9 protein-coding genes and 1 pseudogene are annotated in these 12592 nt (G+C 73.3%); 6 read left to right on the plus strand and 4 right to left on the minus strand.

What is annotated here, in order from left to right; all coding sequences use genetic code 11:
* A pseudogene (locus VFJ94_RS02665) lies at positions 1-987 on the plus strand (MFS transporter); the annotation flags it as partial.
* Positions 988-999: 12 nt separating this feature from the next.
* On the opposite strand, the gene VFJ94_RS02670 reads toward VFJ94_RS02665, so the two are convergent.
* The 4 genes from VFJ94_RS02670 to hisC all read right to left on the minus strand — a co-directional run bounded on the left by VFJ94_RS02670 (position 1000) and on the right by hisC (position 6141).
* Positions 1000-2532 (minus strand): dihydrolipoamide acetyltransferase family protein, encoded by a 1533-nt coding sequence (locus VFJ94_RS02670; RefSeq protein WP_325002633.1) that lies wholly within the window; start codon positions 2530-2532, stop codon positions 1000-1002.
* Between the two features lie 23 nt (positions 2533-2555).
* Positions 2556-3548, minus strand: a complete 993-nt coding sequence (locus VFJ94_RS02675) for an alpha-ketoacid dehydrogenase subunit beta (protein ID WP_325002634.1) — start codon at positions 3546-3548, stop codon at positions 2556-2558.
* Positions 3548-4702: a pyruvate dehydrogenase (acetyl-transferring) E1 component subunit alpha gene (pdhA, locus tag VFJ94_RS02680; RefSeq protein ID WP_325002635.1), complete on the minus strand. Its 1155-nt coding sequence runs from the start codon at positions 4700-4702 to the stop codon at positions 3548-3550. Before pdhA ends, VFJ94_RS02675 begins: the two co-directional genes overlap by 1 nt.
* Positions 4703-5043: 341 nt before the next feature.
* Positions 5044-6141: a histidinol-phosphate transaminase gene (gene hisC, locus VFJ94_RS02685; RefSeq protein ID WP_325002636.1), complete on the minus strand. Its 1098-nt coding sequence runs from the start codon at positions 6139-6141 to the stop codon at positions 5044-5046.
* A 214-nt stretch (positions 6142-6355) separates the two neighbouring features.
* Between hisC and VFJ94_RS02690 the strand changes: the two genes are divergently transcribed.
* From VFJ94_RS02690 to VFJ94_RS02710, 5 genes are all read left to right on the plus strand, one after another.
* Positions 6356-7423 (plus strand): ATP-dependent 6-phosphofructokinase, encoded by a 1068-nt coding sequence (locus VFJ94_RS02690; protein WP_325002637.1) that lies wholly within the window; start codon positions 6356-6358, stop codon positions 7421-7423.
* 7 nt (positions 7424-7430) lie between these two features.
* Entirely contained in the window at positions 7431-7814 is a 384-nt protein-coding gene (locus VFJ94_RS02695) for a phage holin family protein (RefSeq protein ID WP_325002638.1), read from the plus strand.
* A gap of 197 nt (positions 7815-8011) precedes the next feature.
* The gene (locus tag VFJ94_RS02700) at positions 8012-9202 is read left to right on the plus strand and encodes an exonuclease SbcCD subunit D (RefSeq protein ID WP_325002639.1); all 1191 of its coding nucleotides are present in this window, start codon (positions 8012-8014) and stop codon (positions 9200-9202) included.
* A gap of 1 nt (position 9203) precedes the next feature.
* A complete protein-coding gene (locus tag VFJ94_RS02705) occupies positions 9204-12197 on the plus strand; it encodes an SMC family ATPase (protein ID WP_325002640.1) in 2994 nt (997 codons plus the stop codon).
* Between the two features lie 201 nt (positions 12198-12398).
* Positions 12399-12592: hypothetical protein (locus VFJ94_RS02710; protein ID WP_325002641.1), on the plus strand; the 194-nt coding region annotated here is incomplete at its 3' end.

The following is a 12592-nucleotide window of genomic DNA, read 5'->3' on the forward strand; positions in this document are numbered from 1 at the left end:
CAGCTCACGCTCGCCATGGTCGTCTTCGGCATCGGGCTGGGAATGGCGCTGCAGGTCTACACCCTCATCGTCCAGAACGCCTCGCAGCGCAAGGACCTGGGCGTGGCGACGGCCTCGACGCAGTTCTTCCGCAACGTCGGCTCGACCGTGGGCATCGCCGTCTTCGGCACGATCATGACGAGCGGCCTGTCGACGAACATCGCCGCCCACCTGCCCGCCGCGGCCCGACAGCAGCTCGCCTCGTCCGGCACGACGCTGAGCGCCGGCTCGGTGCTGGACCCGGCCGCGCTCTCCTCGCTGCCGCCCGCCATCGCCCGCGCGGTCCAGCAGGGCCTCGCGGACTCGCTGCACGCCGTCTTCGTCTGGGGTCTGGTGCCCTTCGCCCTCGCGCTCGCCGCGACGCTGTTCATCCGGGAGCTGCCGCTGCGCGACACCGTCCACACGGCCGACGAGGCGGGCCGCGAGCTGCTCGACACCATGGGCCAGACGGCGACCCGTGACGAGCTCGTCGTCCCCCTCGGCCGGGACGCCGGCAACACCCGCACCTCCGAGCGCCTCCTCGGGGTGCGGCTCGGGCTGCTGGCCGAGGCGGCCCTCTCCGGTGACCGCCCGCTCCTCGGGCGGGCCGTGGCCCAGGTCGGGGACGGTGACCTCGAGCGGGGTGCCGCGCTGCTCGCCCGCACCGCCCGGATGCTCACCACCGAGGACCACGCCGTCGCGGCGGACACCGAGCGGTATGCCGTGGAGGTGGCCGCCCGCGCGAAGCGCCCTGGAGGGGCACTCGACCCCGCGCTCCGGCTCGAGCTGGCGACGGCCGTCACGGACCGCGACGCCGACACCGTGAGGACGACGAAGGAGCCGACCGTGGCCGAGCGCCACGAGGCCATCGACATCCAGCGCCTCGTGGAGGTCGGCGACGACCTCACGTCCGCCCTGCTCGTCGACATCCGGCAGGCGAAGCAGGCGCAGCAGGCCTTGCCGGCCTGACCCGGGCCCCGGTCAGCCCCAGACGAGCGCGCGGCTCGGGTCCTCGAGGAGGGCGGCGACGTCGGCGAGGAAGCGGCTGCCGAGCTCCCCGTCGATGAGCCGGTGGTCGAAGGAGACGGCGAGCGTGGTGACGTGCCGGATGCCGATCTCGTCGGTGCCGTCCGCGGCGGTGACGACCCACGGCTGCTTGCGGATCGCGCCGAAGGCCACGATGGCGCTCTCCCCGGGGTTGAGGATCGGCGTGCCGCTGTCGACACCGAAGACGCCGACGTTGGTGATCGTCATCGTGCCGCCCGCCATGTCGGCCGGCTGCGTGCGCCCCTCGCGCGCCGTGGCGGTGAGCCCGCCGATCGCGACGGCGAGCCCATGCAGGTCGAGCCGGTCGGCGTCCTTGATGTTGGGCACGATGAGGCCGCGCGGCGTCGCGGCGGCGATGCCGAGGTTGACGTAGCGCTTCTGCACGATCTCCTGCGCCGCCTCGTCCCAGGTCGCGTTCATGCCCGGGTGGCGACGGATCGCGACCAGCAGGGCCTTGGCGAGGACGAGGAGCGGCGTTACCTTGACGTCCGCGAACTCGCGGTCGGCCCTCAGCCGGTCGAGCAGCTCCATCGTCCGGGTGACGTCGACGGTGACCCACTCGGTGACGTGCGGCGCCGTGAAGGCCGAGGCCACCATCGCCTGGGCCGTCATCTTCCGCACGCCCTTGACGGGGATCCGCACCTCACGGTCGCCGACCGGCGCGTATGCCGCCGGGCCGGCGACCGGTGCCCCGGCCGGCGCCGGAGGCGCCGAGGGGCGAGCCGCGAACGCCTGCACGTCCTCCCGGGTGACGATGCCGTCGGGCCCCGTCGGGGTGACCGCCGCGAGGTCGATCCCGAGATCCTTGACGAGCTTGCGCACCGGCGGCTTGGCCTTGGGCCGACCCCCCGCCGGCTCCACGGCCGGTCCGGTGGCGGGCTGCGCGTGGCGCGCCGGCGCCGCGACAGGCTCCGCCGCCGTGGGTGTTGCCGGCGAGGCCGCCTCCACCGCGGCCGGGCCGGGCTGGAAGGCCGCGGCCACGGACTGCCCACTGGGCGGCATACCCCTGCTTGCGGAGGGTCCACCCGCAGCGGCCCTGCGCGAGCGACGGGCGGAGGCGCCCGCCTTGGCGCCGTAACCGACGAGGGTCGCCTCCTGCGCCGACTCCTGCGCCGACTCCTGGGTCGACTCCTTGGCCGACTCCTTGGCCGACTCCTGCGCGGCGCCCGAGGCGGGCGAGACGCCCGTTTGTTCCATGCCGCCCGGGTCGCCCGAGCCGGCACCGGTGCCGTCGTCGATCGTGATGATCGGGGTACCCACGTCGACGGTGGCCCCCACGTCGACGAGGATCTGCGCCACGGTGCCCGACCACGGGATCGGCAGCTCAACGAGCGACTTGGCGGTCTCGACCTCGACGACGATGTCGTTGACCTTGACGGTGTCGCCCGGGGCGACCTTCCACTCGACGATCTCGGCCTCGACGAGGCCTTCACCGGGATCGGGCAGCTTGAACGTCTGAACGGCCATCGATGGCACTCCGATCCGATACGTCAGTAGGCGAGGGCGCGGTCGACGCCGTCGAGGATCCGGTCGAGGTCGGGGAGGAAGTGCTCCTCCATCCGGCTCGGCGGGTAGGGGATGTTGGCTCCCGCGACGCGGATGACCGGCGCCTCGAGCTCGTAGAAGCAGCGCTCGGTGACCTGCGCGGAGATCTCGGCCGCCATGCCGAGGAAGCTGCTCGCCTCGTGGACCACGACGAGGCGGCCGGTCTTGCGCACCGACGCGACGACCGTGTCGATGGGCAGCGGCGAGAGCGAGCGCAGGTCGACGACCTCGATCGACGTGCCCTCCTGCTCGGCGGCGGCGGCGGACTCCAGGGCCGTCTTCACGGTGGGCCCGTAGGCGACGACGGTCACGTCCGTGCCGGGCCGCACGACGTGGGCCTCGAAGAGCCCCCGCGGCGCGGAGGGGGCGGCCGTGTCGAACTCCGCCCGGTCGTGGTAGCGCCGCTTGGGCTCGAAGAACATGACCGGGTCGTCGCACTCGATGGCCTGCTGGATCATCCAGTGGGCGTCCTCGGGGTTGGAGCACGCGACGGACCGCAGGCCGGCCGTGTGGGCGAAGTAGGCCTCCGGCGACTCCGAGTGGTGCTCGGGCGAGCCGATGCCGCCCCCGAACGGGATCCGGATGACGAGCGGGACCGTGACCGCGCCGAGGCTGCGGGCGTGCAGCTTGGCGACCTGGCTCACGATCTGGTCGAACGCCGGGTAGACGAAGCCGTCGAACTGGATCTCGCACACGGGCCGGTAGCCCCGCAGGGCCATCCCGACCGCGGTGCCGACGATGCCCGACTCGGCGAGCGGGCTGTCGATGACCCGGTCCTCGCCGAAGTCCTTCTGCAGGCCCTCGGTGATCCGGAAGACCCCGCCGAGCTTGCCGATGTCCTCGCCGATGAGCACGACCCGGTCGTCCTTCTCCATCGCCTTGCGCAGGCCTGCCGTGATGGCCTTGCCGAGGGTGAGCCGCTCGAGCTGCGCGGTCATCAGTTCGCCTCCTCGAAGCTGGCCTGGTAGGCGAGGTATGCCGCCCGCTCGGCCTCCATGACGGGATGGTCCTCGGCGTAGACGTGGTCCCACATCGTCTCGCCGGGCAACGTCGGCATGGTGATGCAGCCCTGGCGCAGCTCGGCGGCGAAGCGGTCGGCCTCCTCGTCGACGGCCGTGAAGTAGGCGTCGGCGGCCATGCCCTCGCGGACCAGGTGGCTCTTGAGGCGCAGGATGGGGTCCCGGAACTTCCACTGCTCCACCTCGGCGGAGACGCGGTACTTGGTCGGGTCGTCGGCGGTCGTGTGGGCGCCCATCCGGTAGGTGTATGCCTCGATGAGCAGCGGGCCGTTGCCGGCCCGGGCCTCGTCGAGGCAGTGCCGGGTCACGGCATACGTCGCGAGGATGTCGTTGCCGTCGACACGGACTCCGGGGAAGCCGAACCCGCGGGCCCGCTGGAACAGCGGGATGCGGGTCTGCTTGGTCACCGGCTCGGAGATCGCCCACTGGTTGTTCTGGCAGAAGAACACGACGGGCGCGTCGAAGCTCGCGGCGTAGACGAACGCCTCGTTGACGTCACCCTGTGAGCTCGCGCCGTCGCCGAAGTAGCAGATGACCGCCGTGTCGCGGTCGGGGTCCCCGGTGCCGACGTCGCCGTCCATCTTCACGCCCATCGCGTAGCCCGTCGCGTGCAGCGCCTGGGCCCCGATGACGATGGTGTAGAGGTGGAAGTTGTGCTCCTTGGGGTCCCAGCCGCCCTGGCTGACGCCCCGGAAGAGCTGCAGCGAGCTCTGCGGGTCCATGCCGCGCACGAAGCCGACGCCGTGCTCGCGGTAGGTCGGGAAGACGAAGTCGTGTGGCTTGAGCGCGCGGCCCGAGCCGACCTGGGCCGCCTCCTGCCCCAGCAGGCTCGGCCAGAGGCCGAGCTCACCCTGGCGCTGGAGCGCGTAGCCCTCGGCGTCGAGGCGGCGGATGAGGACGAGGTCGCGGTAGAAGCCGCGCAGGTCGTCGGCGGTGAGGTCGGCGACGTACCTGTCGTAGTCCGGGTGGGTCAGGCGCTGCCCCTCCGGGGTCAGCAGCTGGATCATGTCCGGGCCGCCGTCGCCGACCGATGGGGTCGGCTCGTGCAGCTCCGCGACGGCCTTGTCGCTCACTGGGGCTCCTTCGCCGGACACCGGGGTCCGGCCTGCTCGATCGGCCCGCGAACGGAGGTCTCCCGCTCGTCGGCTGTGGGTGGCTGCAGGGCCCGCCGAGGGTGACGGCGAACGCTGCGCGTCCTCGGCAGCAACGTACCGGAGCATCCCGGGAATCTCACAATGCGGAACGCGCCAGGGCCGCGCCCCGCCCGGTGCGCCGTGCCTGGTGGGCCGGCAGTCGCCGCCGGCGGATCAACTGGCGGATCAACTGGCGGACGGTGTCGCCAGGACAGCACCGGACGCCAGCTGATCCGCCAGTTGATGGCCGGCCCGGGTCGGGATCGGTCGGCGAGACCGACTCAGCGGGCGCCGAACGCGGCCGCGACGTCGAGCAGCCGGGTGTTCGCCTCCGGCTCGCCGATGGTCACGCGCACCCCGTCGTCGCCGTACTGGCGCACCATGAGCCCAGCCGCCTCGCAGGCCTGCGAGAAGGCCGTCGACTCGGCGCCCAGCGGAAACCAGACGAAGTTCGCCTCGGACCGCGGCAGGGTCCACCCCTGGTCGGCGAGCTCCTGGGCGACCCGCTCGCGCTCGGCGACGAGAGCCTCGACCCGTTCCAGCAGCTCCTCGGCGGCGTCGAGCGAGGCGATCGCCGCGGTCTGGGCGAGTGAGTTGACCCCGAAGGGCGTCGCCGTCTTGCGCAGCGCTGCCGCCACGGGAGGGTGGGCGACGGCATACCCGACCCGCAGGCCGGCGAGGCCGTAGGCCTTGGAGAACGTGCGCAGCACGACGACGTTGGGGTGCTCGCGCCACAGCTCCAGCCCGGCGACGGCGTCAGGGTCGCGCACGAACTCGGCGTAGGCCTCGTCGATCACGACGAGCACCTCGGTCGGGCACCGCGCGAGGAACCGGCGCACCTCGTCGACGTGCACGGCGGGCCCGGTCGGGTTGTTCGGGGTGCACAGCAGCACGACGCGGGTCCGCTCGGTGATGGCCGCCGCCATGGCGTCGAGGCGGTGCCGCTGCTGCTCGTCGAGCCCGACCATCACGGCCTTGGCGCCGGCGAGCTCGGTGACGATGGGATACGCCTCGAAGGAGCGCCACGCGAAGACCACCTCGTCGCCCGCGTCGCAGGCGGCTGCGACGACCTGGGCGAGCACGGCCACGGAGCCCGTGCCGAAGGCGAGGCACTCGGGCGGCACGCCGAGCGCCCGCGCGAGACGCTCGGTCAGCGCGGTCACGGTCATGTCCGGGTAGCGGTTCATCCTCGTCGCCGCCTCCGACACCGCGGCGAGGACCGACGGCAGCGGGCCGTAGGGGTTCTCGTTGGACGACAGCTTGTATGCCGTGACGCCGGCCGGCGCGGCGGCCGGCTTGCCGGGCTTGTAGTCCGGCAGGCTGGCCAGCACCGCTCGCAGACGCACCGGTGGTGGACTGCTCGAGGCGTGCTTCTCCATGGCCGTCACTCTATGGCCGGCCGGATTGCGGGCCGGCGGCGGCCGGATTGCCGGCCGGCGGCGGCCGTTGGCGGCCTGATCCGGACCCCCCGCGTGCCCGCGCTCCGGACAGGGCCCTGCGGCATACCCCCGACTGTGGCTAGGCTCACACCCGTCGTCCCAGCGCCGTCACGACGCACGACCACGACCCCTCAGCACGCAAGGAACCCATCGAATGCGCATCGGCATCCTCACCGGGGGCGGCGACTGCCCCGGGCTCAACGCCGTCATCCGCGGCGCGGTCCGCGCCGCGGAGGTCACCTACGACAGCACGGTGATCGGCTTCCGCAACGCCTGGCGCGGCGTCATGGACAACGACTACGAGCTGCTCGACGTCGACCGGTGCCGTGGCATCCTCCCGCTCGGTGGGACGATCCTCGGCACGTCGCGCGACCAGCCGTTCTCCCGGGAGGACGGGCTGCAGCGCGTCCGCAAGGCCTACGACCGGCACGGCCTCGACGCCATCATCGGCGTCGGCGGCGAGGGCTCCATGGGCGTGGTGAACCGGCTGCACGAGCAGGGCTTCCCGGTCATCGGCGTGCCGAAGACCATCGACAACGACATCCCGCTCACGGAGATGACGTTCGGCTTCCAGACCGCGGTGCAGATCTGCACCGACGCCATCGACCGGCTGCACACCACCGCCGAGTCCCACCACCGCGTGCTCGTCTGCGAGGTCATGGGCCGGCACGTCGGCCACATCGCTGTGTGGTCCGGCCTCGCCGGGGGCGCGGCGCTCATCCTCGTGCCCGAGGAGCCCTTCGACCTCGACGAGGTGTGCGAGCGCATCGTCAACCGGCACCGCAAGGGCCGGTGGGCCACCATCGTCGTCGTCGCCGAGGGTGCGCTGCCCAAGCCGGGCACCTTCGAGATCCCCGAGCCCGAGGTGGACGTCTACGGCCACCAGGTGCTCGGCGGCATCGGGCACGCCATCGCCCGCGAGATCCACGGGCGCACCGGCATCGAGAGCCGCACGACGGTCCTCGGCCACATCCAGCGCGGCGGTTCACCGGTCGCCTTCGACCGGATCCTCGGCACACGCTTCGGCGTGGCAGCCGTAGAGGCGGCGGCGGACGGCGCGTGGGGGCAGATGGTCGCGCTCCAGAACGGGCGCATCGAGCGGGTCCCGGTCGGGGAGGCGGTGGGCTCCCTCAAGGTCGTCACGCCGGACCTGCTGCGGCTCAACGCGATGTTCCAGCCACGGCTGCCGAGCGACGACCACCCGGGCCTGCTGGTGACATGATCCGGGCATGGGCAACTTCCTGGTCAAGACCGCCATCAACGGCGTCGCCCTCTGGATCGCCGCGTGGCTCGTCCCGGGCATCACGTTCGGCACGAGCCCGGACACGTGGGCGGTCGTGCGGACCGTCGCGATCGTGGCGCTCATCTTCGGGCTCGTCAACGCCTTCGTGCGCCCGGTGGCCAAGCTGCTCAGCCTGCCCTTCATCATCCTGACCCTGGGGCTCTTCGTCTTCATCGTCAACGCGCTCATGCTGCAGCTGACCTCGTGGCTGGCGGGCCAGTTCCAGCTGGCCTTCCACGTGCAGCACTTCTTCTGGGATGCCGTCGTGGGCAGCCTGGTCATCACCTTCGTGTCGATGATCCTCGGCTTCTTCAACCCGGCCGACGACTGAGGGCCCGCCGGCCACGGTGACCTGCGCAGCCGCGGGCGGAAAGTGTCCGCGCCAGCGGTATGCCGCCGCCGCGGACACATTTCGCCTACGCGGGCAGCCATCATCCACCAGCACCGCCGCCTTGCCCCTCCACCGCCTTGCCCCCCGGCCGGGGTGTCGGGCAGGGCACTGTCGGTGGCGCGGCATACCGTCGTGGCATGCGGCTGCTCCACACCTCCGACTGGCACCTCGGGCGCACCCTCCACGGGGTGGACCTGCACGAGGCGCAGGCCGGCGTGCTCGACCGCATCTGCGAGCTCGTGGAGCAGCCCCCGGGCGGCGTGCCGGTCGACGCGGTGCTGCTCGCCGGTGACGTCTACGACCGGGGCGTGCCGCCCGTCGAGGCCGTGCAGCTCTTCGAGCGCACCATCGCCCGACTCGCCCGCACGACCACGGTGGTGGTGATCTCGGGCAACCACGACTCCGCCATCCGGCTGGGCTACGGCGCGGCCCTGTTCACCGACCGGGTCCGCATGATCACCGACCTCGCCCTGCTCGACCAGCCGGTGGAGCTCGAGTGCCGCGCAGGCGTGCGGGCAGCCGTCTACGGCATCCCCTATCTCGACCCCGATCACGCCCGGGTCGCCCTGGCCCCGGAGGCCGAGGAGCCCCTGCCGCGCTCGCACCAGGCCGTCGTCGGCGCCGCCTGCGACCGGATCCGCGCCGACCTCGCCCGACGGCCCGGACGGCGCGGGGTCGTGCTCGCCCACGCGTTCGTGGCGGGCGCCGAGCCGAGCGACTCGGAGCGGTCGATCGCCGTGGGTGGCGTCGACCGGGTCGCCGGCACGGTCTTCGCCGGCCTCGACTATGCCGCCCTCGGGCACCTCCACGGCCCGCAGTCCCCCGAGGCCGCCGAGGGGTCGGTCGTGCGCTACTGCGGCTCGCCGCTGCGCTACTCCTTCTCGGAGCAGAGCCAGCGCAAGGTCGTGCTCCTCGTGGACGTGCCGCTCGAGGGCGCCCCGCTGGTCACCCCTGTCGAGATCCCGCAGCCGCGGCCCATGGCGACGCTGCGGGGCCGGCTCGAGGAGCTGCTCTCCGACCCCGCCCATGAGGCCCACGAGCACAGCTGGGTTCGCGTGACCGTGACCGACCGGGTGCGGCCCGACTCCCTGCTCGACCGCCTGAGGTCGCGCTTCCCCCACGCCCTGCAGGTCTTCCACGAGCCGGAGGGAGCGATCGACCGCGGCCGTGCCGGCAGCACGCCCGTCAGCGAGCGGGACCCGCGTGAGCTCGGGGCCGACTTCCTGTCGTACGTCACGAGGACCGTCGCGAGCGAGGGCGAGGTCGACGTCTTCGTCGCCGGCTACGAGGCCGCGCGGGCCGCCATCCACGCGGAGGAGGTGGCCTGACGTGCAGCTGCACCGGCTGGAGATGACGGCGATCGGTCCCTTCGCCGGCACCGAGACCATCGACTTCGCGCGAGTGGGGCGGGCCGGGCTCTTCCTCCTCGAAGGGCCCACCGGGTCCGGCAAGTCGACGATCATCGACGCCATCACCTTCGCCCTGTACGGCCGGGTCGCCCAGGCCTGCGCCGACGTCGAGCGCATCCACTCCCACCACGCCGCGCCCGACACGGTGCCCGTCGTGACGCTCGTCTTCGAGACCCAGGCCGGGCTGTTCCGGGTGCGCCGCACTCCCCGCTTCGAGCGGCCCAAGAAGCACGGCAACGGCCTGACCGTCCAGCAGCCGAGCGTCAAGCTGTGGCGGATCGGCTCGCCCGACGACCTCACCGGCGGCGACCTGCTCTCGACCAACATCGGCGACTGCGACGACGAGATCACCAGGGCCGTGGGACTCACCCGCGACCAGTTCGTCCAGACGGTCATCCTTCCCCAGGGGGAGTTCGCGACCTTCTTGCGGGCCCGCTCAGAGGAGAAGGGCAAGCTGCTCGAGAAGGTCTTCGGCACCGCCTTCTTCCGGCGGGTGCAGGAGTCGGTCGTCGAGGCCGGCCGGGCGGCGGCGGCCCGCCGGGCGGACGCCGTCGACGAGATCCGCAGCGCGATCCACGCCTTCGCCGTGTGCGCCGGACTCGACGAGGCCGCCCGGGACGCCCTGGTCACGACGGCCCAGACCGAGCCGGACGCGCTGGCGGGGGAGCTCGACCAGGTGGTCGACGAGCTCGCCACCCGCGAGCGGCACGCCCGCAAGGCCAGCCGCGAGGCGATCGAGCGCCACCGCCAGATGGCGGACATGGTCGGCGACGCCACCCTGCGGATGCAGCGGCGCGAGCGGCTGCTCGAACTGCAGCGCCAGGACGAGACCCTCGGAGGGCGAGCGGTCGAGATGAAGGCGCTGCGGGCCCGGGTGGAGCTCGCCCGTCAGGCCCACCCCGTCGCGGGCGCGGTGCGCACGCTCGCCACCTCGACCGCCGCCGCCAAGCAGGCGGACGCGGCCCTGGCCCGCGCCCGGTCCCGGGTCGCCGCCGACCTGCGCGAGGGCGACGCGCCCACCCTCCGAGAGGCGCTGACCGCCTGCCGCGAGACGATCGGTGCCTTGAGCGCCGCGGCGGAGACGGAGGCGGCGCTGGTCAGGCTGCGGCAGCAGCGAGTCGAGCAGGCGGACGCGCTCGGGGCCTGCACCGACCGGGTGAGCACCGTGTCGGCCGAGCTGGGGCGGCTGCCGGGGGCCCGGGCCGAGACGCAGCAGCAGCTGTCCGAGGCCGAGCGACTCGTGGCGCTGCTCGACGTGCGCACCGAGGAGGCGCAGCGGGCGGGCCGGCGCCTCGAGGCCGCGCTCGCCCATGCCGCGGCGGCGGCCGCCCTGCCGGGCCTGGAGCGGCAGGCCACCGCGGCCCTCGAGGAGGTCCAGGGGGCGGAGCGGTCACTGGCCCGGCTGCGCCAGGCCCGCATCGACGCCATCGCCGGCGAGCTCGGGCTCGCGCTCGCTCCCGACGAGCCGTGCCCGGTGTGCGGGTCGCTGCAGCATCCGTCCCCGGCGCGGCCGTCAGACGGCGCGGTCACCCCCGAGCAGGTGGCCGCCGAGGAGGCGCGGGTCGCCGCACTGCACGAGGCGGCGCGCGTGCGGACCGAGGCGCTCGGCAGGGCCCGCGTGCGAGAACGCGAGCTGGCGGCCCGCGCGGAGGGCCTCGACGTCGACGACGCGCGCCGCGCCGTCGAGGCCGCCGCCACGAGGCTGACCGAGTCCGGCGCAGCCGCGGCCGCGGCCGAGCAGCTGACCGCGACGCTGGGGCTCCTGCGGGACCGGGAGGACGAGCTCGCCGCGCAGGCGGGACGCCTGCGGGACGAGTGCACGCGGCTCGGCCAGGCTATCGCCGACCTCGACTCCCGCATCGCCGCCGACGGCGCGGCGGTGCTCGAGGCGCGCGCCGGTTTCGAGTCCGTGGCCGCCCGGCGCGACAGCCTCGCCGAGGAGGCGGGCCGGCTCGCGGAGCTGCTCGACGCGCTGGCACAGGCAGAGGCGACCCGACGCGCCGTGCACGACGACGAGGCGGTGCTCGCGAGCGACCTCTCGCTCGCCGGCTTCGCCTCGCTCGAGGAGTGGGCGCAGGCGCGGCAGAGCTCGGAGTGGATCGCCGAGCAGTCGCGTGCGATCGGGGAGTTCGAGGCTGAGTGCATCAAGGTGAAGGCCGGGCTCTCCGGACCGGAGCTCGCCGACGTCCAGCTCGACGCGCTCTTCGACGACCTCCCGCAGCTGCGGGCGCTTGCGGGGGCCGCGAAGGCCGACCTGGAGCGCGCCACCTCAGAGCACGGCAGCCTGCGCGACCAGCTGGCACGGACCCGGTCGCGCGTCGCCGACATCACCGAGGCCCTGACGCACACCGCGGGCGTCATGCGGGAGACGGCCGACGCCGTCCGGGTCGGCCAGCTCGTGGCGGGGGGAGGGGACAACCAGCTCAACCTCGACCTGGCCAAGTACGTCCTCATCCGGCGCTTCACCGAGGTGCTGTCTGCCGCCAACGCGGAGCTCTCCCGCTTCTCCGGCGGCCGGTACACGCTGGAGCACACCGACGAGAAGCAGGGCAACGCCAAGTCGGGCCTCGGGGTGCGGGTGCACGACCTGCACACCAACCAGGTCCGCGAGGTCGGCACCCTCTCCGGAGGTGAGACGTTCTACGTCTCGCTGTCCCTCGCCCTGGCCCTTGCCGAGGTCGTCCGGGCCGAGTCCGGTGGGGTCGAGCTCGGCACCCTCTTCGTCGACGAGGGCTTCGGCACGCTCGACCCCGACGTCCTCGACGATGTGCTGAAGACCCTCGAGGGCCTGCGTGAGGGCGGACGCACGGTGGGCATCGTCAGCCACGTCTCCGAGCTCAAGTCGCGGGTCGCCGACCGGGTCGAGGTCGTCGTCCGCCCGGACCGCACGTCGACGTTGCGCGTCACGGCCTGAGCGCAGCCGCTCGGGGAGTATGCCGCACGCTCCTCGATGTCGTCGCCTTCGTGGGCTACACGCTCCTGCGGGCGCGTGGAGTGGCCCTGTAGCGCCCAGCGGCCCAGGCCGCGGCAGTGCGGTGCCGGCGCCCTCGCGGCTTGACGTTTAGTCGAACGTGTGTTCTACTAGAGCATGGGCGTGGACACCACCGTCGGGGCCATGAGCCCCCTCCCCACACCGGTCGACGAGCCGGCCACCGGCGCCGCCGCGCTGCACGCCGAGCTGGCGCTGATCGAACGCGCCGAACGGCTCAAGGCCCGCCTCGACGCGGCCACCCTGCCGGCGCTGGCCCGGATGCTCGCCACCGCGCAGGCCGAGCTGGCCGCCATGCGCCGCGACGGCTCGCGCGCCAC

The organism is Intrasporangium sp., from assembly GCF_035688975.1.
Taxonomy (GTDB): domain Bacteria; phylum Actinomycetota; class Actinomycetes; order Actinomycetales; family Dermatophilaceae; genus CALMNV01.

Excerpts from the sequence above, each read along its gene's own strand:
- hisC (WP_325002636.1), bottom strand. The coding sequence starts at position 6,141 with ATGGAGAAGCACGCCTCGAGCAGTCCACCACCGGTGCGTCTGCGAGCG.
- VFJ94_RS02700 (WP_325002639.1), top strand. The coding sequence starts at position 8,012 with ATGCGGCTGCTCCACACCTCCGACTGGCACCTCGGGCGCACCCTCCAC.
- VFJ94_RS02670 (WP_325002633.1), bottom strand. The coding sequence starts at position 2,532 with ATGGCCGTTCAGACGTTCAAGCTGCCCGATCCCGGTGAAGGCCTCGTC.
- VFJ94_RS02690 (WP_325002637.1), top strand. The coding sequence starts at position 6,356 with ATGCGCATCGGCATCCTCACCGGGGGCGGCGACTGCCCCGGGCTCAAC.
- VFJ94_RS02695 (WP_325002638.1), top strand. The coding sequence starts at position 7,431 with ATGGGCAACTTCCTGGTCAAGACCGCCATCAACGGCGTCGCCCTCTGG.
- VFJ94_RS02675 (WP_325002634.1), bottom strand. The coding sequence starts at position 3,548 with ATGACCGCGCAGCTCGAGCGGCTCACCCTCGGCAAGGCCATCACGGCA.